Here is a 22,566-nt window from a genome sequence, read left to right as displayed (position 1 = left end):
TTTAAGCCACTTTTACATTTTCTAGCAATGCTTCAATATCAACCTCGTCAATTTGTGATGGGTCGAGATGTTGCTTGGCATAGTCTAAGTACACACCTGAAGTTAAAAACAAAGCAAATATATCTGCGTCTATGTGCTGGTCTTTGACCATAAATTGCATTATTTTCAGTGATTCAGATAAGGATTTAGCTTCTTTATAGGGTCTGTCAGCAGCGGTTAATGCTTCAAAAATATCGGCCACCACTAAGATACGCTCGGCAATCGATAGGTCTGCTTTGACTAACTTTCTTGGGTACCCTGTGCCTATCAAGGTTTCGTGGTGGGTTGATGCCCAACGCGGTACGTTGGCTAAATCTTCAGGGAAGGGTAGGCTGTCGAGCATTTTTATTGTGCTGATCATGTGCTCATTGATCCTGAATCTGTCTTCTTGGGTAAGTGTGCCGCGTGACACACGTAAGTTATAAAGCTCACCTTTATTGCTCAGTAATTCAGGAATATTCATTTTAATGCCGTATTTCTCATCGTAGTCTGGTGAGGCGCTCCGAGTTTGAAGGTGTTCTTTTTTGTCATTTAGAAGCATCTCAACACAGGGGAGAGGTAGTTTTTCAGCTTGTTTATGCGCTAATTCTAATTGTGATAACCCTAAAGAATCATCAAAGTGGCGCTCCCAAGTGATCACTGCCAAATTCTCAAGTCGGGTAATTGCCGCATCACCTAAAAACTCACCGCCTTGGTTACATTCAGCAATAAAGGCAAAGTCATCTTGCAGGTGTTTATATTTTCGCTCTAACTCGCTTTTATAAAATGCTTGAGAGTCAGGGTGAAGCTGCACGTTTTGGTGATATTCAATGATTGCATCGCGATACAGCACTTCGAAGCGCATGCGTACTTCATGAATGCGGTTATAAATGGTTTCTAGTTTTGTGGCTTTATCGACAATATGCTCTGGAGTGGTGATTTTTCCGCAGTCATGTAACCACGCAGCCATTTTGAATTCACGCTTTTGCTCAGTTGTATTTAGAGTGAAGTCTTTAAAAATACCATGTGGAGTATTAGAAGCCGCTTCAGCTAACCTAATGCCTATATCTGGCACTCGTTTACAGTGCCCTGCTGTATAGGGAGATTTATCATCGATGGCTTGAGCAATCAGTTCGACAAATGATTCCAGTAAAGTCGCTTGTTGCTTTTCATGCTGTTTGATAGATGCTGACATTTCTGCCAAAGACGCACCAAGCTGATCGAGTTCTTTAATATTACTTCGTTCAATCGTAACTTCATCATATTGCCTGCGCTTAATTTTAGTGTTTTGTTCCATCAGTTTATTTATCGGGTTAACAATGGGGGCAGAGAACAAATACGACAATGGAAGAAGGCAAATCAGACAAGCGGAGGTCAAGAAAATAGATAACTTAACCTCATTTAGACTGTCTGCAAAGATGACATCTCGGGAAGTGATAATAGCGAAGTAACTCTGCTGACGGTCATTAATTTTAACCGGGCTGATAAATACTAACTGAGACGTATCGCTTTGAATAAGTTGGTTTTGTAAGGCTTGATCAGACACAGCTTGCAACAAGGTTTTATTCGGCACAACAAATGTATCTGTTGCTAAATCGTCTTTATGATTGGCAAGCCATTGCTCACTAAGCACTTGCTCATGCCGTGCGCTAAATTGCGCTAACGCTTTGTTGATGATAGGCAACAGAGCTTGATGTTCTGGTTGCAACAGTAAGTGTAAGGTTTGCGGGAAATGTTGTGGCGCGAACGATAAACTCGGGTGCACTTTGACTTGTTCAATAAAGAACTGAGATTGTGTGTTTAGTAAGGTTAGGTGTGTATCTATGCCTGCAAAAGCGTGCCCTGACTTCACATAATCGAAAACGTCTCTGATGGTATCTACTTCAATAATTTGTACATCAGGAAATTTAGTTTTTAACTGCTCAGTAATAGACCAGCCTTTAGTGATTGCCAAGCGTTTATGGTTAAGTGAATTTATATGGGTTATATCTTCAACATGCTGCTGTGTAACTAATGCAAATGGAAGCTCTAATAGTGCGTCAGATAAACTGCCCATCTGTTCATTCTCTGGCGTTTTATAGACGGCTTGCAGCATGTCGAGTTGTTTGGTTTTATACCGCTCTACTAACTCTGGCCAAGTAAAGCCATTGATATACTCAAATTTAAGCCCGGTCATTTGCGAAAGTATCGACAGCTTATCGACGGCATAACCTTTGGGTTTACCAGAAATAGCAAAGTCAATTGGGCTCCAATCTGCAGAGTTTGAAACCAACAAAGGTGGGGTTTCAGCAATAAGCTCAGTCTCTTCCTGTGTTAAAGAAATGGCTGTGATGCGTTTAATAGAGCCGACGCTTTTGCTTAGGTTGATTTTGTTTGAGGCTATGACTTCCCCAGATTCTTGATATAAATAAATATCGCTATTATCACCGAGTTGGTGATCGCTTAGATATTGAGACAAACTGGTGAGGGCAATATCGACGCCAATAACGGCATTTGAAGCAGAGAGCTTTTGTGAATAGGTTAAGCCCGGCGCTTGCAATGACTGAAATTGATAAGGCACTGATTTATAGACTGCTGAATCAGAAGCACCAATAAACCATGGTCTAACCCTTGGGTCAAATTCATGTTCCGATTCAGATACATAGCGAACTTGGTAATGTTCATTTATGTATTTTACGCTGCGCATGGTTTGATTTTTGTCATTAAAAATATCTATTTGTAACCACCTGTCAGTATGCGCAGCATTAAAGCGACTTCTTACTGAGGTGTTGGCTTCAAGATTGATTAATTGAGTAAACTCGCCGTTTTCACGGCCTACAAATATGGAGTAATAAATAGGGTTATGTTGCATCGCTTTGGCAAAAACCAGCAGGTCAGAGAAGTCATTTCCACTTGAAAGTTTAAGGCTAGACGCCAGTAATCCTGTTAATTCAGTGGCTTGCAAATCAATGCTTTCGAGGTGGTCACGAGTATATTTAGCCGACATTTGGAACTGGTTGAGTGCACTCTTACTGGCTTGCTCTGTTGAAAAGTGGTACTGCAATAAAATGGCAATACCAGCAGTGAGGCAGGTTGCGATTAAAAAAATCGAAAACAGAGTAAGTTGGATAGAAAACCTGAGGCGTCGTTTAGCTGCCATTGCACTTCCTTGCAAAGTCCATCTGGATGGTTAGATACAAAGCTAAGCGTAGAAAATGATTGGCAAAAATACCAATGAATTAAATTCAAAATAAGTGAATTAATTCAAATCTCCCAATAGGGCACCTCGCCGAAATGCGCTTTCAAATAATCAATGAACACTCTTACTTTTGGGGCAAGTAAGTGAGAGCTAGGGTAAACCGCCCAAATTGAGGTATTGCTTACCAAGGGAGTATCTGTCAGTACCGGAATAAGTTGCCCTTTCTCGATGGCTTTGTATGCACACCACTTTGAACAGATAGTCAGGCCTAGACCGTAAATGGCTGCATCTCTTATTGCTTCGCCATTATCGGCGCGTAAGAAATACTTAATTTTAATCTGTTGTTCACCCTCTGAGGTGTTGAACGTCCAAGTATCAAATCCCATTAAGTCAATACATTGATGGTTCAGCAAATCTTGAGGTGTTTTTGGCGTACCGTGTTTTGCTAAATAATCCGGTGACGCGCAAACTTGCCGAGTATCCGCAGCAATTTTTCGAGCGATTAAGCTAGAGTCATTTAATGCTGCATTACGGATCGCTACATCAAACCCACCTTCTACCAAATCAACAATGCTGTCACTTAGCCTAATGTCGACTGTAAGATCTGGATAGAGTGACATAAAGTCATGCAATGCAGGAATGAGGTGCATGCGGCCAAATGAAGCCGGAGCGGTTATTCTTAGTTTCCCGGTAGGGGATAACTTTCTTGAGCCCACTGATGCACAAGCAATATCGACGCTGCTGATCACCTCTTGTGCATGGGGTAAAAATGCCACGCCATCTTCGGTCAAAGAAACTTTGCGGGTTGTGCGATGTATTAAACGTACACCTAAACTTTCTTCTAGTTTGTTTATATGACTACTTGCAACGGCTGCTGAAAGACCCATCTCTTTGCCCGCCAAACTGATGTTGTGGCAGGCAGCTACTCTGATAAATAGCTTTACATGTTCAATATTCACAATGTTTCCAAAAAGTGAGTTATGGACCAGTAGATGGTATTAGACCTTAAATGAACGTGATTTATTTTCAATAGAAAATTGATAAAAGCTCTAAATACATGCTCATTTTAAACAATATAAATTTTGAAATGTGATTATTAGTGCCTAGTTTGATTTGTGATAGCGGCAAAACGAAAGATACATCTTGGAGGGTAAAGAGCCATTCAACAATTGAATGGCTTTTTGTCAGATTAGATTACTCAGGAATAAACTCAAAAGATGCGGCGCGAGAAAGGCGGTTGTTAACTGCCAACCAGTCGTCGTTTACAGGTGGTGTTTCGACAAAGATTTTAGTCGGTGTGAGTTTATCTAAGCAGTACAAATCGTAGTAAAGGCCTTTACCGTAACCTGCTGCATCACTAGCAATCTGTTTGATGAGCTCTGGCTGTAAACCAGATTCACTTAGCTCAGCCAAAACTTGCTCTGAATAGGCAAGTACTGCGATGTTTTTGTTGCTTTCATTTTCAATGGCTTGAGTGAGCTCAGCAGTTTTCACCAAAGTCACCGGTGCATTTGGCTGATAGTGGGCTTTAACGTTACCTGGCACTGCTTCGTTATGCTCCATTGGCGTGGTGACCGGTTTACCTAAACATTGCTCAATCTCAGCGGCTGAAATTGGGCCGGCGCGTAATACTCTCAGCTCATCTGATGTTAAATCTAAAATAGTCGATTCAAGGCCATGTTCACATGCGCCACCTTCTAGAACCGCAGGAATACGACCCGTTAATTGCTCAACCACTTGTTCAGGTACCGTTGGACTTAATTGTTTATAACGATTTGCCGAAGGTGCAGCTAACCCCGTGTCTAAATCAATTAACACCTTTAAAAACAGCGGGTGAGAAGGCACGCGAAGTGCAATAGTATCTTTACCACCAGTGACTGGGTTATTTAGCCCAGCTTTGGTGTTTAAGATAACGGTTAATGGCCCCGGCCAAAATGCATCAGCAAGTTTTTGTAAATCAGCAGGAACTGACTCTGCCCAACGAGCAATATGGGTTTCATCGGGAATATGCACGATTAACGGATGATTTGATGGGCGACCTTTTGCTGCAAAAATTTTTGCCACGGCTTCAGGTTGCGTTGCATCTGCAGCAAGGCCGTACACGGTTTCAGTCGGCAGGGCGACACATTCACCTTGCTGTAGTAGCTTAACGGCTTGGGCGATCCCTTCGTCTCCGGTAAGAAGCTCGAGTGTTTTAAATTCATTCATAGGTAAACCTTAAGGATTACAGAGCTGACAATAATAGGGATCGGCAGCGGTTTGTTCGGTATTTTTTAATTCAGTATGGTCGCAGCATTCACAGTGATATTTATGCTGCTTTATTTGTTGTGTTGCAAGGCCGCATTGTTCACAAGGCAAACCTGCAACGGCTTCTTTTGCAACAAAGTTTTTGGCATTGCACTTAGGGCAAATGGCACTGAGCCTGTTTGCTAAATCGTCGGCAGCTTTACTGATCATTTGCTGGCGAAGCGGGCAGTGCATAGCGCGTAAATCTGGCTCAATTAACGCCTCGGTTAATTGCTTGTCAGTTAAAGTTGCAATCAATGCTTCGCTGCTTAAGCCTTTTAAAATTTGCTCATCAAATTTCAGTAACCAACGTTGCCCCTGAAAATGATTGAGCTTTTTTAACAAGGTATCGTGACAAGTTTCACTGTTTACTTGAATACTTGAGATTGCAAAAGGCCCTGAAGCACTCGCATAAATAGCTTGCCCGCTTGCACGTTCATAAAAGCATAAAATCTCGTCATTCCAGTTCACTATGCCGAGGTACGGGCCATTGCCAAAACTACCTTCGCTGCCCAAACCAAATTCGGCACCGAGCAACTCACACGCCATTTTTGCTTTTTTTAAAGCCGCTTCTTTAGGGCTGAGCGTACGTTCAATGTCGCCTGCGAATGTGCCTAAGCTATCGGTGTCAAACGCATTGCTTTCAACCACATCAAAACCAAGCGGCGCAAGTGCGTTTGCGATGCACTTGGCTTTATCATGTTTAGTGATAAGTACAGCTTGGTTCATAAATGACACGACCTCAAAACAACTCAACTACCGAAACGAGATTAAAATAACAAAAGCTCAAAGCCCTGATAAAAACAGGCTTTAAAAAGGGGCGCTATTATACGGCGAGTTGCACAAATTTGTCACTATTTTCGCCTTGTCAGCGGGGGGGGGGGGTATGGTTTTTAAAACTTACTAAGATGGGTGAAGAAAAGGAGAAACAGGGTGTTTCTCCTTATAAATCTGAGTTTAGTTAATTATACAAACTTACTTGCCCATCATTTTTGTTGGGCTTTGCGCTGCAAGGTACGCAAACACAGCGTAAACCGCTACGTTTTGGTTTAACTTTGCAGGGTCGATTTTATCTAACGTATCGTCTGCGGTGTGGTGGTAGTCAAAATAGTCAGTACCATCTTGATGTAGAGAGAAAATAGGCACGACTTTAGAGTCTTTAAATGGAATTAGATCCGGACCACCAAAAGCGTTGTTTCGCGCATCGTATTTAACCCCTAAGTCTTTTAAATGCTTAGCAATGGCACGTACTGTGGGTAATGAGTTTGAAGCAACGCGAGATTCAACTGCATAGATAAGATCGGCACCAAAGTCAGACTCAGCCGCAGCAACAATATTGCCAAGCTCGTTTTTATGCTTCTTCACGTAAGCTTTTGCGCCCCAAAGACCTTGCTCTTCAGCGGCGAATAACACCACGCGCACACTGCGTTTGGTCTTTGTTAGCTCACTAATGTGCTTTGCTGCGGCCGTGATAATCGCCACGCCCGCACCATCATCGAGTGCGCCTGTGCCTAAATCCCATGAATCTAAATGTGCGCCTAACAGCACGTATTCGTTTGGTTTTTCTGTGCCGGTAAATTCACCGATGACATTATAAGAAGTGCCCATGCCTTTTGATTCAGCTTGTACGTTTAAGCTAACTTCAACTTTGTGACCTAATTCCAGTAAACGCTCAATTTGGTCTGCATCTGGGTTTGCCAGTGCAACGGCAGGAATGGCTTTAATGCCATCTTTATAATGGTTACCGCCTGTGTGTGCAAAGCGGTGTTTGGCAGTACTGACAGAGCGCATCATAAATGCCACTGCGCCTTTTTGGCTGGCAACAACGGCACCTCGGTTACGCGCTTGCACAGCTGGGCCATAACTGTTGCCGTCTAGGCTGCGGTCCATACGGTAATTAATAAAGACAATTTTACCTTTTGCGGCATTTTTTGGTGCCGCTTCTAGCTCTTCTAAGGTTTCAAATATGACAATAGGTGCGCGCGTGCCATCTTTTGGCGTACTGACACTGTTACCAAGCGCGGTAATGTGAATAGGTTGTTTTGACGGCAGAATAATTTCGGCTGATTCAGAATAGCGCAACCAAGCAGGGAATTTTGCTGGCTCTTTCCAAACTTTGTCGAAGCCCAAACGCTTAAGCTCTTTCATCGCCCAGTCTACGGCTTCAAGATCTTTAGGCGTGCCCGCCATACGCGGCCCAACTTCGGTGGTTAGCCTTGCCACAATATCGTAAGCCAGTTCGCTATTAAGCGACTTTTCTTTTAATTGCTCGGTGACTTTAATGGTTTGTGCATCAAAGGTGTCGGCAGCAAACACATTGGCGCTTAACACCAAGACCGCCAATAATAACTTTTTCATTTTTATAAGCCTGTTGTAAAAATTAAAACAAGTCTGGAACGTTCCATAAATAAATACAAGTATTTGGGATGAATTGTCATTCATTACTTGCGTATGAAATTGATAAATGAGTATAAAGGTAAGAATATCGAAAGTTTGCTTAGCAAGCTCAAAAAAGTTGAGGAATATGGATTGAGATTACTTTTTATGTTGGCTTTGTTAATCGCTCTAAATACCAATGCTTGTGGTAACAAAGATAGTAATAATGTAGTAGAGGCGTTTATTACTTTAGAGCAGAATGGTGCAATGTCTTATGTATCTGTTTATGTACCAGTAAAGTATGGTAATGCAGAGGTCATGAATGCTCGTTTCTCACTCAGGAACTCTTTTGAAGATGAGCCAATATTTAATATCCTTACTCCAGCTCATAAAATTACTGATGAAGAAAAATTCACAGATTATGTAGCCTTTAGATTTGATATAGTTACTAGCAACTTTAATCAAGCGCATTTGACAGTCCATTATCGTGATAATTCTTTTGATTCAACAAGTACAGGAATTGCAATGTGTACCGGTCCAGTAAGACTGTACCGAGTAGATAAGTTACCAATAAAAGTATTCGACTAAAGACTATAATTTATCTTGTTTTTTGCATTAAGTATTTTGAAATAATTGATTCAGTAAACATATTGTCGTTATAGTCAGGTAACCAGTCGCTATTGAGCAATTTGGTCGCGGCTAATTTTACGTTTTCATCATCTTGTTTAATGACATGCCACTTAACTTCATTGAAGCCGCTAAACTCACCATTGAGTTCACGCCATAGTGCTAAGTCCTGTGTGAGCTTTGCAAGTGTTCGGCTTATTTCGGTATTTTCATGTTCAGTGTTCTTGTTTTCTAAACCTTGCAAAATTTGCGTATAAGTAAGATATAACCCAAGGTTCTGCTCAACAGGTGCAGTTAAACTCGCAAACTCAGCAAAGTGTTTAGTAAATAAATTAAGCGCCATTTGATGTTCATGATTAGCCATCAGGCCATGAATGTAAGGGATAACATAGCGATTTAATGCTGGGGCGAGTTGATACCTTTGCTCAAGTTTTTCGAGTGCTGAAGTTAAACGTCCTGTTTTAGCTGCAAGTGCCGCTTCAACATACCAAACAAAATCGTTATGAATATATTGTTTATCTGTTTGCTCAAATAAAGCTTCTGCATTCTTTAATTGGTTTGTACTGAGTAAGAACAGCACATGCTGTAATTGAAAGTGGGTAAATTTGTTTTTGTATTCATCACTTTCGTTTTCATAACTGTATTGTTCATACCAAGCTTCGTATTTAGCCGCAATAGGCTTAGTGAGCGGATAGAAATCGAGCGCATAAAGCGGGGCATTTCGTAAGTTTGGCGCAATTAAGCGGGCACGTTCAAAGTATTGCTGCGCTTTTTGGCGATCGCGCTTAACTAAATAGGCATAGGCTAATTTTATGAGCACCTCAGGATCATTTGGGCTTAGCTTGAACGCAGTTTGCAGTGAGGTGAGTGCCTCTGTTGTTTGTTGTTGCGATAGCAAGAAATCACCATAAAAAAGGTGAAATAAACTACTTTTCTGCTCTAGCAAGCGTCCTTGTTCGAAATAGGTTTTTGCTGTTTTTAAGTCACCATTTTGCTGGTGGAGCGCACCAAGTAGTGCAATGGCATTAATATGATGAGGTTCAATTTCTATGGCTTTTTGCAGCAAGGGTAAACAGCTTACGTAGGTTTTCGTTTGGTTGTGCTGACCGTAAACAAGCAATTGATAATCGCTGTTACACAAACCAAACAGGGCATTGGCGTTGTTGGGGCTCTCATTCAAAATGGTTTTATAGAGTTTGCTCGCTTGGTTAATTGCGCTAACCTCACGCTGTTTGACCAAATGATCTGCAAGGGTTAAATCTTCAAAATAAGCTTGTTCATTTGGCTGGTTTTTTACCTGCGCTTTTAAATTTTCTTTGTTTGAGCTGTTGTTCATAAACCAAAAAGCGATAACCGCAAACACAAGAACACATACAGCGAAAGCTGTTAACTTATGCTTTTTCGTTATTTTTTCTGCTGGCGCTTGTTTCTTTGAGCTGCCTTTTGCTAATGAATTTTGTTCTTCACGCTCAAACCTCAGTTCAATATGAGGGGAGAGCCTATAACCTTTTCCCGAAATCTGTTCAATTGCTTCTGTAATGGTTTTATCTTGATGAAGTGTTTTTCTTAGTTGCGCAACGGCCTGATAAATAGAGCTATCAGTAACCACGCGATCGGGCCAAATTTCTTTGGCGATAAAATTTAAACTCAGCGGTGTGTTTTGATGGCGAGTTAGCAAGACCAACAAAGCCATAACTTTAGGCGGCAGCGAGCACTCTAACGATTGTTCGGCTAAAGTAAGCCTATTCAAATGCGGCTCAACCCACCAATTGGCGAGTTTAAAAGGGGCTTCTGTCTTTTCCATCTTTATGATTATTATGCTTATTTTTATTTTGAGACAAAATTCAGAGTAAAATTATATGCTTTTTAGGTAATTAACCCAGTGTTTTTTTAAGGTGGTGTCAGTTTCAAAAAAGGAGTCGCCATGAAAACACTTATGCTAACTAGCTTACTATTACCTTTTGTTTTAAATGCGAAAGAGTTTGATGTCATCATCAAAAACGTTACCGTTATTTCGCCGCTTAACCCATACCAAGCCAGTGTTGCAGATAAACATTGGGTTGGCATTCAAGATGACAAAATTAAAACCATATCGGCAAAAGCCTTGAACGACGCTGACGCTAATGTGATTGACGGCACCGGCAAGTTTTTAATTCCCGGTTTGATGGACGCCCATGTGCATCTAAATCGCATGCCAGGGTTACCCTTAGCGCTTAGCAAGTTTAATGAAAAGGAGATAGCAGAGCTTGAAAGTTTACAGCAGCAATACCTGCAAAGGCAGGGCAAGAGTTACTTATATTACGGTGTAACTCAAGTGCTTGAGCCGGGTGCGAATAAAGAGAGTATGTCGTTATTTCAAAGTAACGGTGTGGCACCAACTAGCTATTTTTGCGGTGCTGTGCCTATTTATCAAGGATATAATGCACAAGGTATAAATTATGAACACCTACATGAAAAGCGCCCGTATTATGCGCATCAACATGGCGATCCAAGTCATCAATATGAGAACCACATATTAGAAAGTCATTCACCTAAACAATTAGTAAAACGCATGGCCGATGATGGTGCTATATGCACCAAAGTGTATTTAGAGGATGGTTTTGGTGAGCGTTCAGATATTCCGTTAATCGCTTCTAAAACTCTTGATGAACTCAAATCTGCCAGTGAGCAACATGGTTTAAAAATGATGGCTCATGCCAATGCCACCGACATGCAGCGTTTAGGGTTAACTCATAAAATGGATGTGATGGCGCATGGTAATTGGAATTGGCTCGACGAAAGCAGAGAAGGCACAAAAGGTGAATTACCACCTAAAGTAAAAGCTGTCGCCGATGACATTATACGCTCAGGTATTGCTTATCAACCAACACTCAATGTCATGCGCGCACTGACCGATGTGATGCGTGAAGGTCATATTACTCAACCGGAGTACAAAACAGTACTGAGTGAAGCACAAATTTCTTGGTACCAAACTGAAGCAGGGCAATGGTTTGCACGAGAAATGAAATCAGGCTGGGGCAATATGAGTGATGCACAAAAAATTGCACGTTTTGAATTTAACCAACAGCTTGGTAAACGCGTTTTAAATTACATATATCAAAACGGTGGTTTGATTTCACTGGCAACCGACACACCGCCTGCACCGACCTATGCATCACAACCGGGATTAGCAACCTATTGGGAATTAAAAGATATGCACGATGCGGGCATGAGTTTGGTAAGTATTCTTGCTGCGGCAACCTTGAATAATGCCAAGGCTTTTTCTTTGGATAAACAGTACGGCACAGTCGAGACCGGCAAAGTGGCTAATTTATTGTTGCTCAAAGCCAACCCTTTGCACAGTGTTGAAGCGTATAATCATATAGATACGGTTATTCTTAATGGAGTGCCAATTCAACGAAGTAAACTGGCACTTAGAAGGTAAATGAACATATATAAAAAATAGTAAAAGTAAACTGCAGCTTATTTTTTATAGATGTTCTTTGTACGTAGCATCGGCATTGGGTCCCAAGGTTTTCTAGTTAACTGAATGAGTGAAAAGCGCATCAGGGTAAAATGAAAGCCTGCATTAGGTAGGTGTGTTTTGACGTCACTAATAAATTTAGGGTCGACTCCATTTTTTATTAGGCCTAAAGAAAAATCGACAAGGTCCGCTTTACGAAAAGTTTCAGTGAGCTTTGCAAAGGGGCCTTGATATTCACTAAGGAGGTGGTGCATATCAATGATTATTTGTATTTCCTCATTGAGCTCTTTAAGGTCATTTCGTTCAAGGTAGCGCTGACATTCTTGATACGACGGTACTAAGTAGTCAACTCTGTCATGGGTCCACAAAGCAATATCATGAAATGCAGCGGCTATTTGTAACTTCATACTCTCCTGCTCTGAAATATCAGGGAGTAGATAATGACAAAAGTTAAGCATTCGAGTGACATGATTCCGGTAACCTTGGAAGTCTTTACCAATAATTTCTTTGTATTGTGACAATATGTCGTCCGTATATGGGTAACTAGTTCTAACTTGCATTGTAATAACCTGCTTATTGATGATGAGGCTATTGTATTAACCCACAAACTTTCTAATAATGGCTAAAATGACAGTTAACTATACTTTTTGGCCAATTTTGTGAAACGAGTCGCTATTTATGCATTTGAAGGAATGAGCCTGTTTCATCTTTCAGTACCACAAGCTATTTTTTCTGATGCGATTGGACAGGAGAATCCTTATTTTTCAGTACAAGTCTGTTCAGAACGCTTCGGAAAGTTAACGCTCTCTGGTGGACTGAATATTTGGGTTGAGAATGGTATCGACTTGTTAGCTCAGGCCGATATCTTAATCTTCCCAAGTTGGCTTCCAGAGCAAACACCCAGTAAAGAGTTAATTGATATAGTGCGCAATGCACACAAACAGGGTAAATGGATTGTGGGATTATGTTTAGGCTCCTATTTACTTGCCTATGCTGGTTTACTGAACGGTAAAAGGGCAACTTCACATTGGCGAAATAGCGCAGATTTTTTAACGCGCTTTCCAAAAGTAGACTTTGATACGAACCCGTTATTCTTGGTAGAAAATAATTTGGTTACATCGGCAGGCAGTGCGGCGGCGATAGATTGTTGTTTGCATATCTTTAAGCGCTTTTATGGGGTGAAAGCAGCAAACCAAGTCGCTAGAGTGATGGTGTCGTCACCCAGCAGAACAGGTGGTCAAAATCAATATATTGCCCACCCTGTTGCAAATCGCTCAAGCGACGAACGCCTCGCTAAGTTAATCGATTTTGTACTTGGCGATTTAGCCCAATCAATAAGCGTTGAAGAAGCAGCTAGCTATTGCTCCATGAGTATACGGAGCTTTACTCGACATTTTAAAGCGATTTACGGCAGTAGCTTTACGCAGTGGTCAATTCAGGCAAAACTCAATGCGAGCCTTGAGCTACTGGAGTCTTCAGATAAAAGTATTCTGTTGATCAGTGAAGAAACGGGTTTTAGCTCTGAGCAAGTTTTTCGTAAACACTTTAAAAAACGTTTCGACACCACACCACAAGCTTGGCGAAAAGTATTTAGAAGTCAGCAAGGTTAATACTGATTACATTGTTTTAATTTATTATGAGATATAAAAGAGGCTGGTTAAGATTATCAGCCTTTAAACCTTCTTGGAGTCATATCTTATGAAACCCGTTTTATTTGTACTTTCTATGCCTTTTGAAGATGGGCCAGGCAAAATGTGGATTTGTTCTCATTGCGCCATGATTGAAGGCGCTCTGGCTGTGAACAGACATTGGTATGAGCATGTTGAAGTTCGTCGAATAGGTTTTGAAAAGCCACGTCAAGAAGTGGTTGCACTCTTGGGTGAAGAAAACCAATGGTTACCCGTACTTATTTTAGAAGATAAAAGTATCATCACTAAACCTGAAGAGATAATCAATTATTTGGCACAGGCATTTGGTGGAGCAGCTGTGCATCCTTAGTGCAGCCTTAAACGTAAAGTGACCTAGTGAACTTTATGTTTAACTGCTATGGAGCGTCTCACTTTCATCAAGGCAGCAGTTTACTTATTGTAAGTTTGTATTCATTATAGGTGCTTGTTGAAGTTTAAAGGAGTAAACCAATGATCCGCCTTGCAAATCTAGAAGATCTTCCACACGTGCTCAACTTATACCGAGAACTACGTCCGCAAGACCCAGAGCTTGAAAAGTCATTTTCTGAGCAGGTGTGGGCAGAGATGATGAATTGCCCAGAAACACACATTGTGGTGGCAGATATCGAAGGCGAGTTAGCAGCAACCTGTGCACTGGGTTTAAATAAAAGCATTGCGAATGGCGGTCGACCTTTTGCCATTATTGAACATGTGATCACTGCAGAAAAATTTCGTCGTCGTGGATTAAGTCACAAGTACTCAAATTTGGCATTCAAAAAGCATGGGAGCTAAATTGCTACAAAGTCATGCTGCTTTCAGGTGAAAACCTTGCTGGCACGCACCGGGTGTATGAGTCGGTAGGCTTTAAAGCAGGTATTGAAAAGGGTTTTGTGATTAAAGCCCCAAATAAATAACAAAAAATAAATGAAAGAAACAACATTAATTACAGAACGGCTCATTCTAGCCCCATTAAATGAAAGCGATAAGGCTCTTTTTATAGAGCTGTGTATGGACCCTGAGGTGATGGAGCATTGTTATGATCCAAGTACCCTTGAAGAAGCCGAAGCGAGCTTTAAAGCATTTTCCCAGCCGTGGGATAGTAACGGTCATGATTGGCTGTGTTTTGGTATAACTGAAACCAGCAGTAATGAAAAAGTGGGTAATATCTCGGTAAAGGTCCTCAGTCATACTGACCGAATTGGCGAAGTTGGTTTTTTATTAAGTCCGCGAAAACAGGGTAAAGGCTTTGCGTTTGAAGCGCTAAAACGCATACACGAATTTGCTTTTGAGGTGCTACACCTTAATAAGCTCGTTGCATTTTGTTCGACGCAAAACTTAAGCTCCATAAAGCTGCTCGAAAAATCAGGTTTTGAGCAAACTAAATTGCTTAAAGATAGTGTAGTGATCAAGGGTAAATCAGTAGACGACTTTCAATTCGAATTACGCCGAGATTAGATTTCGGTAACTGTTCATTCTTCAAGAGATAGACTTCAAAACTATATCGTTTAGATCTTTAAAAGTGTTTTTTAAGGTCTTTAAGTTATATAAATGTGTAACATTTAATATACATTTATATTTTATTGGGAACTGGTTTTGGCTAAGGTTTTGTATTTAGACGTTTATACGTTCAAACATCTTTGTATTAAAAAATGTACAGTGAAAACAACGTAAATTAGAGTGTTTGCACCTAATTTAAAAACAAATTGACAGCGCTGGACATTTGTTCTTTTCTGTTTGGTGTAAATGATTTGTTAATCATTTGCACTCTAACAACAAGATCAAGGAATCAGAATGAAAACCAAGCTAAACAAAACCACACAAGCACTTATTTTTTGCGGTGCTTTAATTCCAACCGTGCACGCTGCGTCAGTGCTACCGAATGATTTTGACTTTAACGTTGAGCTAGACCAAGCTCAGCGTTATATCGTGACATTGAAAAGTGACAAACAAGCGGTGGCTTTGCCGTTTGAGCTAAGTCCGCAACAGGCAATGCAGTTACAGGTAAACCGTCTTGAGTCTCTGGCGGTGGGTGTTGCTGCGCAGGCTAAACAGGTTTTACCTTCAATCAATGCGGTGTCGATGTCGCTAACCGCAGAGCAAAAAGCACAACTCGAAGCTCGCTCTGATGTGTTATCGATTGAAGTTGACCCTAAACGTTATCTGATGGCTGAAAGCACGCCATACGGTATCAATATGGTGCAAGCGAACCAACTAGCAGACACCATGTCGGGCAATCGTAAGGTGTGTATCATGGATACCGGTTATACGCTTAATCATCCAGATTTACCTTCAACTGGGATCACAGGTGATGACGGTTACGGCAGCAACAACACAGGTAACTGGTATAACGATGGCAACGGTCACGGCACGCACGTAGCAGGTACGATTGCTGCGATTGGTGGCAATGGTCAGGGTGTGGTGGGGGTAAACCCATCGGGTCAGCTTGGTTTGCATATTGTAAAGGTATTTAATGACTCAGGCCGCTGGGCTTATGGCTCGGACCTAGTTAAAGCCATTGAGCAATGTCAGCAAGCAGGCGCAAATGTCACCAGCATGAGTTTAGGTGGCTCGGGTCAGTCAGCGGCTGAGCGCCAAGCATTTGCCAATAGCTACGCACAAGGCATGCTACATATTGCAGCGGCAGGTAATGGCGGCAATAGCTCAATGAGTTACCCTGCATCATATGATGCGGTTGTGTCGGTTGCGGCAGTTGATAATCGTGAAAATAAAGCGTCTTTCTCGCAATATAACAGCCAAGTTGAAATTGCTGCTCCGGGCGTTGCTGTTAACTCAACTTGGAATAACAACGGCTACAAGAGCATCAGCGGTACGTCGATGGCAACGCCTCATGTGTCGGGTGTTGCAGCGTTAGTGTGGAGTCATTTCCCTAATTGTACGAACCAACAAATTCGTGATGCACTTAATGCAACAGCCAAAGATAAAGGCGCAGCAGGGCGAGATACGTCATACGGTTACGGTATTGTGCAAGCAAAAGCGGCGTATGATTACCTTGCTGGTGGCCAGTGTGGCGCGGGTGGTGATGCAAAACCAGTGGCAAGTTTCAGCGTGACAATTAATGGTAAAACCATTCAACTTAAAGATGGCTCATTTGATGACAAGGGCGTAGCCGCATATGCATGGGAGTTCGGCGACGGTGCAACGAGTTCAAGCCAAAACCCAAGTCATACTTATGCTGCAGCTGGCGACTATACTGTAAAACTGACAGTCACAGACACCATAGGTCAAACAGCGAGCAAATCTCAGGTTGTCAAAGTAACTGATGGTAACACTGGCGGTTGTAATGGCGTTGCAGCTTGGTCGGCAAGTACAGTTTACCTATCTAAAGATCAAGTATCGCTTAACGGCAACTTGTACGAAGCAAAATGGTGGAACCGCGACCAAAATCCTGAGCAATTCTCAGGTCGTTGGGACGTATGGGCAAATAAAGGCGCGTGTAATTAATCGTCTTTAATCAATGCTTTTATAAGTAATTAAGAGCGAATAAATTCCCAATACTTTGGTTATTAAAGGCAATTTAGGTAACTAAACTGCCTTTTTTCTTGTCTTGTGACTATTCTATATATTCATTTTTCGTACTCATTGTTATGAGAGTCTATGTTTAGTAAAACCTTTTGAGCATGAATTGTAATGAAATGGCTAAAACACATAGATGACAGTTTTGACTCGCTTTTGACCGATTGCTATCAGCAGCGCGAAATGGAAATGGAAAACCACATCAACAAAATTCGTTTTTTTAGTTTGATGGCACTGTTTTTATTGGAGTTGCTGGTTGGTGTTTTAAATCAAGGGTTTGATCTTATTTTGATCAGTGTCGATCTGGTGTCGATGCTGATTACCGCCGGCTGGTGTTGGTTGGTGATGTATTTAGCAACCACGGGCAGCTACAAACCTTGGCTTAAATATGTGTCGATTTTATTCGATTACGTGATTATTTTAGCCATTACTTTAGAAATGGAATACCTCACCGAAGTCGGTCACTTCTTAAGAGACTTACACAAAACCCAGTTTGAATTAATGCTTATCAGCGCTCTGATTTTATTTAATGTCATGAGTGCATTCAGGCAAGGCAGGGTGATCATCTATTTCTCTACCTTATGTTGTTTGGGCGCAACAACATTGATTTTAGAGCACAGTCATACGGCTCGTACCATTGAAATACATGAGCAAATTATTGTGCTGTTTTCAGGGCTCCTTGCTTGGTCACTGTCTCATTACATTACTAATACTTACACACGTTTACGCCATCGCGAGCGGTTATTACGCTATCTGCCTGAAAAGCTGGTCAGTGCGGTCGAAACAGGAGCGGTAGACATTGAGCCCGGCGGTGAGCGTCGTAACGTGACAATTTTAATGGCTGATATTCGCAGCTTTACAGGTCTGTGTGAGCATAACGACCCAGAAGTGGTGACGGGCATGCTAAACCGATACTTTTCAGCCATGAGTGTGCCGATTTTCAAGCACGATGGCATGATAGATAAATTCATTGGCGATGCCATTATGGCGGTATTTGGCGCACCCCAAGAGAAAAATCAAAATGCCGACAACGCGATTTTAGCCGCACAGGAAATGCTGGCTCAGTTGACCGTTTTAAACAGCGAATTTGCTAAAGAAGGCTTGCCGCAGTTAGAAATTGGCATTGGCATTCATAGCGGCGAAGCCATTGCAGGTAATGTAGGCAGCATCAGTTGTATGGATTACACCGTGATTGGCGATACGGTCAATGTTGCAGCGCGCATTGAAAGCCAAACCAAAGCACTTGGTTATCACTTATTGATAAGCCAATCAACGGCCGGGCAGTCACAGCTAGACTCGTTGAACAAAGTTGCCAATGTGCGTTTAAAAGGGCGAGATCAAACCATCGACGTGTTTTCGTTGTAGCGAGTAAAAGCTTAAAACCTTAATACCTTAAAAGGTAAGCGCATTACTGACATAATGCGCTTTAAACAGCCAAAACTTATGGCTCGGCCAATAACTTTTTCACTTCTTCACTGTCTTGGTTTTGATAATTCGTAAAACTTAAACCCATAAACTCAGGCAAGGTCGCGCTAATAAAAATCGACGACAAGGTGCCTGCAGTTAGGCCAATTAACAGGGCGCTGGCAAAGCCATTTAAAGCATCGCCGCCGAGCAACCAAATCGCAAAAACCGTGGCAAGGGTAGTAAACGAGGTAATAAGCGTGCGACGTAAAGTGCTTTGCAACGCTTCATTAATTGAATGACCAATGTGTTGCTCGGGTTTTGCGCGAATAAGTTCGCGAATGCGGTCACCAATAATTATACTGTCGTTGAGCGAGTAACCTATGATTGCCAAAAGCGCAGCAAGCACAGTTAAATCAAAGACTAAGCCTAGCACGGCAAACAACGCAAGGGTGATCAACACATCGTGAAATAGTGCCACGGTAGCAGCCACGGCCAGTCGCCATTCAAAGCGTACCATCAAATAAATCAACACCGACACAACCGCAAACACAGCCGCCAGTGCGCCACTGGTTTTAAGCTCTTCGCCCACTTGTGCGCCCAAAAACTTACTCTCGACTATATTGGCATTTAAGTTCGCTTCTATCGCCGATTGAAACGTACTCACCGCATTGCTCTCTACGTTTGGTAAAAACAGCACGCGCCAATGGCCGTCTTGGCTTTGCGATAAGCTAAACGCGTCATGCGTCAATGCACTTAAGCTTGCTTGCAGTTCGTTTATATTGGTTTGCGACATTAACGTGAAGTCTAAAACGGTGCCGCCCGTGAAGTCTAAACCAAACACAATTGGCTTTAAAAACAGCACCAATAGGCTCACCAACATGGCGCTCATGCTGAATACAAAGCCCATTTTACGGGCGGGTTGCCAGAGTTTATGCATGGTTAGCTCCTTGTTCGGTTGCAGTCGACTTTTGGGTTGGTTTTTTACTTTCTTTTTTAAGAAAGAGCGGCGATAGGTAAGACGACACCAATACCCCAGAGAACAAACTGGTTAAGATCCCAAGTGCTAACGTAATGGCAAAACCTTTGATGGGGCCATAACCCACACCAAGTAAAACCAGCGCGGTGATCATAGTCGTCAAATTCGCGTCAATAATGCTCGACATGGCATGTTCGTAACCGCGTTTTAATGCGCCAAGGGTGCTGGCCCCTTGCTGTTTTTCGTCACGAACGCGTTCAAAAATAATCACATTGGTATCGACCGCCATACCTATAGTGAGCACTAAACCCGCAATACCCGGTAAGGTGAGCACCGCGCCCGGTAATAACGACATTAAACCCAGTAAACAAACTAAATTGATGACCAAAGCTATGATTGCCACCACACCTAAACGGCCATAACACAACAGCATAAATAATAGGGTCACGGCTAAACCCAATTTCAGCGCGTTAAAGCCATTCTCAATGTTTTGCTCACCAAGGCTAGGGCCAATGGTTTGCTCTTCAACGATAGTGATCGGCGCTTGCAACGACCCCGCTCTAAGTACCAAAGCAAGCTCTTGCGCACGCTGCATGGTGCCTAAATTCGTAATGCTAAATTGGCGATTTAGTGCTTGTTGAATGGTGGCGACCGAAATCACTTCTTGTTGCTTTACCACTTCGCCTTTTTGATTTTGGTGATATTCGCCATATAAAGTGGCCATTGGCTTACCAATGTTTTGACGTGAGAAACGACTCATTTTGTCGCCACCTGCAGGCGAGAGCATAAGTTGCACCAAAGGCTGACCCGACTCATCACGCCCGGCCTGCGCAGATTCAATATCTGAGCCGGTAAAAATAGGCAGAGGGTTTAGGTTCGTGGTGCCGCCTTCTTTATAAGCATAAGTTTGCCCGCCAATGTCTTTCAGCGCATGAAAAGACAGCTCAGCGGTTGCGCCAATTAAGCGTTTTGCGGCGGCGGGATCTTGCACGCCCGGTAACTCAATTCGAATATGCTGCTTGCCTTGACGCTGCGTAACCGCTTCTGTGATCCCCAATTGTTCGATGCGAGAGCGCAAGGTACTAATGGCTTGGCTAATGGCCTGCTCAGCCATTTGCTTTTGACTGGCTTCGTCAAAACCAAGTTGCCAAATGGTTTGGCTTGTGCTGTTTTGTTCAAGACTTGTAAGGCTAGGGTAGTCTGTTTTTAATAGCTTAAGTAAAGTCGCGAGATTGTCGGCTTGGGCATTATTGGCTTTTATGACCACGTTATTATCGCGTGCCGCTTCAATTTGAATGCCACGCAATTTGTGCTCAATACGATAATCTTTAGCCACTAAGCGCAGTTTTTCGAGTCGCTCTTCAAGGGCTTTGTCGGTGTCGACTTTTAATACAAATAAAACACCGCCGTTTAAATCTAAACCCAACTTCAAAGGCGATAAATTAAAACTTTGCAGCCATGCGGGTGTGGTTGCTTCGCTCTGCACGCTAATATTCGCAGCATCTTGCAATTGCGACTGCAACTTTTTTTGTAATACGGCTTGCGCAGTGACACTCGCGTTTGGATGTTCAAGCAATATGCGTATATCACCGGTTTGATGGTTCATTGTTGCTTCGCGCACAGGCAACTGTGCCTCTTCGAGATATTGGCTAATTTGATTGGCCGATAACGTATGGTTTTGACCGCTTACCTTTAATATCGTGTTATTTGGATAAAGGTTTGGGAGCGCGCTAATTGCCAAAAATACAATGACTAACAGTAGCGCCCACGGTGTCAAACGGTTGTTTGACTTAGGGTTTAATTGATTTTTCATAATTCACTCATCTAGGGCAGCAAAACGCAGTTTTGCCGAAAAAATTAAAAGATTTTTTTGCGATAAGTGAAATTAAGCGTGGTAAGTCAATCGCGCTTTATAAACTAAATTGGCAGGTTTGCAGGCATCAATAAAGCCGTGGTTTGGTCGAGTATTACATTGATACCAAGGTTGTTTGAGCTTGTCAGTTTGCAGGCGGGTTTCGCTAATGTAAGTGTCTAACATCAGCTCAAAAACTAAAATAAATTCGCTTTGTTGTTTAGGATGTAAAAAACGAATGGCCTGCTGCTGAGAAGGGCGTTCAATAACCGAAAACAGCCCAGAATCATCGGCAGTAATATGGTGCTTTTGCGACTGCTGCTGCGATAAAAGCTCGTGGCTTACAGCAATTTCAAACGGGCTTTGATAGCTAGTGTGGCTTTGAACATTATTTTGCGCATGCGTAACCTGTTCGGCAGACGACGGCGCATCGGCAAACAGTAAAAACAACACAGCAAGAATTTTTAAAATTCTGATCAAAGCAATAAGTTCAAATTAAAAGCGTGCAAGCATAATAAGGGCAGATTGGTTTTTATCAAGATGAAAATGAGATTTAGGTGATAATAAGTAAACATTTTCAAAAATGGCAAGTTGAGTAATGTATTTCGTAAAAACTTGATGTAGGTCGTAGCAAGTGTCTGTATTGGTTGGAGGTAATTTTTAGGCTGTTGAGCCTTTTTTTAGGAACGGTGTAATATTTATGAAATTGAGGAAAGAATGACTTCTGGTTTTGTATTAATAAGACTTAGCAGTTTTAATATGAAAAAGTTATTAGCTACGTAGAGGGTATCTGAATGGGTAATGATAATCTTGAAAAAAAATTTGATGACGCGATGATGAACATATACACGCAAGCTCTATCTGAAGTGAATTATAAGGCCACTGTATTTTTTAGGATGCTTCTAGAGCACAAGGGTCTAGAAACTGCTAAGCGATTAATACACTCTCCCAAAGTTTCTGACGGTTATACATCTCTTTGGGAGCTAGGTCGTTTAGATTTAACAGTTGAAGCACTAATTATTGATAATCCAGTTTGGCATGCTCTTTTTGATGAAGAAGAGCTCGCAATTTGCGTGAAGAGACTAAAAGACTACAAATATAAGGGTGTTATTAGCTAGAAATGTAGCAAAGGCAGTCAAAAAATTAATTCGCGCTGTACTTTTTCATGAATTTTAGCCAATA

Annotated in this window: 19 protein-coding genes; 9 read left to right on the top strand and 10 right to left on the bottom strand. The window is 42.0% G+C overall.

The features are described from left to right. Position 1: 1 nt before the first annotated feature. The 5 genes from ACH784_RS11775 to ACH784_RS11755 form a co-directional block, all read right to left on the bottom strand. Positions 2 to 3,157: an HD domain-containing phosphohydrolase gene (locus tag ACH784_RS11775; RefSeq protein ID WP_404390419.1), complete on the bottom strand. Its 3,156-nt coding sequence runs from the start codon at positions 3,155 to 3,157 to the stop codon at positions 2 to 4. Positions 3,158 to 3,261: 104 nt separating this feature from the next. Continuing rightward, positions 3,262 to 4,155, bottom strand: coding sequence for a LysR family transcriptional regulator (locus ACH784_RS11770; RefSeq protein WP_404390417.1), 894 nt, complete (start codon positions 4,153 to 4,155; stop codon positions 3,262 to 3,264). A gap of 235 nt (positions 4,156 to 4,390) precedes the next feature. Then, positions 4,391 to 5,404 carry an L-threonylcarbamoyladenylate synthase gene (locus tag ACH784_RS11765; protein WP_404390415.1) on the bottom strand — a complete coding sequence of 338 codons (1,014 nt, stop codon included), beginning with the start codon at positions 5,402 to 5,404 and terminating at the stop codon, positions 4,391 to 4,393. Between the two features lie 9 nt (positions 5,405 to 5,413). Continuing rightward, on the bottom strand, positions 5,414 to 6,211 hold the full coding sequence (locus ACH784_RS11760) for a DUF6671 family protein (protein ID WP_404390413.1): 798 nt from the start codon (positions 6,209 to 6,211) through the stop codon (positions 5,414 to 5,416). A 246-nt stretch (positions 6,212 to 6,457) separates the two neighbouring features. Next, on the bottom strand, positions 6,458 to 7,840 hold the full coding sequence (locus ACH784_RS11755) for a M20/M25/M40 family metallo-hydrolase (RefSeq protein ID WP_404390411.1): 1,383 nt from the start codon (positions 7,838 to 7,840) through the stop codon (positions 6,458 to 6,460). 93 nt (positions 7,841 to 7,933) lie between these two features. On the opposite strand from ACH784_RS11755, the gene ACH784_RS11750 reads away from it, so the two are divergent. Further along, a complete protein-coding gene (locus ACH784_RS11750) occupies positions 7,934 to 8,446 on the top strand; it encodes a hypothetical protein (protein ID WP_404390409.1) in 513 nt (170 codons plus the stop codon). Positions 8,447 to 8,456: 10 nt separating this feature from the next. Here ACH784_RS11750 and ACH784_RS11745 read toward each other — a convergent pair whose 3' ends face one another. Next, positions 8,457 to 10,289 carry a tetratricopeptide repeat protein gene (locus ACH784_RS11745; RefSeq protein ID WP_404390407.1) on the bottom strand — a complete coding sequence of 611 codons (1,833 nt, stop codon included), beginning with the start codon at positions 10,287 to 10,289 and terminating at the stop codon, positions 8,457 to 8,459. 120 nt (positions 10,290 to 10,409) lie between these two features. Here ACH784_RS11745 and ACH784_RS11740 point away from each other — a divergent pair, with 120 nt between their 5' ends. Continuing rightward, complete coding sequence (locus ACH784_RS11740) at positions 10,410 to 11,909, top strand: amidohydrolase family protein (RefSeq protein WP_404390405.1); 1,500 nt, start codon at positions 10,410 to 10,412, stop codon at positions 11,907 to 11,909. A gap of 38 nt (positions 11,910 to 11,947) precedes the next feature. Here ACH784_RS11740 and ACH784_RS11735 read toward each other — a convergent pair whose 3' ends face one another. Next, the gene (locus ACH784_RS11735) at positions 11,948 to 12,508 is read right to left on the bottom strand and encodes an HD domain-containing protein (RefSeq protein ID WP_404390403.1); all 561 of its coding nucleotides are present in this window, start codon (positions 12,506 to 12,508) and stop codon (positions 11,948 to 11,950) included. Between the two features lie 99 nt (positions 12,509 to 12,607). On the opposite strand from ACH784_RS11735, the gene ACH784_RS11730 reads away from it, so the two are divergent. From ACH784_RS11730 to ACH784_RS11705, 6 genes are all read left to right on the top strand, one after another. After that, complete coding sequence (locus ACH784_RS11730) at positions 12,608 to 13,558, top strand: GlxA family transcriptional regulator (protein WP_404390401.1); 951 nt, start codon at positions 12,608 to 12,610, stop codon at positions 13,556 to 13,558. Positions 13,559 to 13,646: 88 nt separating this feature from the next. Further along, the gene (locus tag ACH784_RS11725) at positions 13,647 to 13,946 is read left to right on the top strand and encodes a DUF3088 family protein (protein WP_404390399.1); all 300 of its coding nucleotides are present in this window, start codon (positions 13,647 to 13,649) and stop codon (positions 13,944 to 13,946) included. Between the two features lie 140 nt (positions 13,947 to 14,086). Then, positions 14,087 to 14,407: a GNAT family N-acetyltransferase gene (locus tag ACH784_RS11720; protein ID WP_404390397.1), complete on the top strand. Its 321-nt coding sequence runs from the start codon at positions 14,087 to 14,089 to the stop codon at positions 14,405 to 14,407. Between the two features lie 132 nt (positions 14,408 to 14,539). Further along, entirely contained in the window at positions 14,540 to 15,070 is a 531-nt protein-coding gene (locus tag ACH784_RS11715) for a GNAT family N-acetyltransferase (protein WP_404390395.1), read from the top strand. 336 nt (positions 15,071 to 15,406) lie between these two features. After that, the gene (locus ACH784_RS11710) at positions 15,407 to 17,077 is read left to right on the top strand and encodes a S8 family serine peptidase (protein WP_404390393.1); all 1,671 of its coding nucleotides are present in this window, start codon (positions 15,407 to 15,409) and stop codon (positions 17,075 to 17,077) included. Between the two features lie 186 nt (positions 17,078 to 17,263). Next, the gene (locus ACH784_RS11705) at positions 17,264 to 18,514 is read left to right on the top strand and encodes an adenylate/guanylate cyclase domain-containing protein (RefSeq protein ID WP_404390391.1); all 1,251 of its coding nucleotides are present in this window, start codon (positions 17,264 to 17,266) and stop codon (positions 18,512 to 18,514) included. Positions 18,515 to 18,590: 76 nt separating this feature from the next. Here the strand turns inward: ACH784_RS11705 and secF are convergent, their stop codons facing one another. The 3 genes from secF to ACH784_RS11690 form a co-directional block, all read right to left on the bottom strand. After that, entirely contained in the window at positions 18,591 to 19,493 is a 903-nt protein-coding gene (secF, locus tag ACH784_RS11700) for a protein translocase subunit SecF (protein ID WP_404390389.1), read from the bottom strand. Continuing rightward, complete coding sequence (gene secD / locus ACH784_RS11695; protein WP_404390387.1) at positions 19,486 to 21,345, bottom strand: protein translocase subunit SecD; 1,860 nt, start codon at positions 21,343 to 21,345, stop codon at positions 19,486 to 19,488. The genes secF and secD overlap by 8 nt, the downstream gene beginning before the upstream one ends. A 72-nt stretch (positions 21,346 to 21,417) precedes the next feature. Further along, the gene (locus tag ACH784_RS11690) at positions 21,418 to 21,864 is read right to left on the bottom strand and encodes a hypothetical protein (protein WP_404390385.1); all 447 of its coding nucleotides are present in this window, start codon (positions 21,862 to 21,864) and stop codon (positions 21,418 to 21,420) included. A 314-nt stretch (positions 21,865 to 22,178) separates the two neighbouring features. Between ACH784_RS11690 and ACH784_RS11685 the strand changes: the two genes are divergently transcribed. Beyond that, positions 22,179 to 22,502, top strand: a complete 324-nt coding sequence (locus ACH784_RS11685) for a hypothetical protein (protein ID WP_404390383.1) — start codon at positions 22,179 to 22,181, stop codon at positions 22,500 to 22,502. Positions 22,503 to 22,566 lie beyond the last annotated feature (64 nt).

The organism is Pseudoalteromonas phenolica, assembly GCF_044788725.1.
Lineage (GTDB): Bacteria > Pseudomonadota > Gammaproteobacteria > Enterobacterales > Alteromonadaceae > Pseudoalteromonas > Pseudoalteromonas phenolica_C.
Note: the sequence above shows the minus strand (reverse complement) of the source record. Positions and strands in the feature narration are given on the sequence as shown.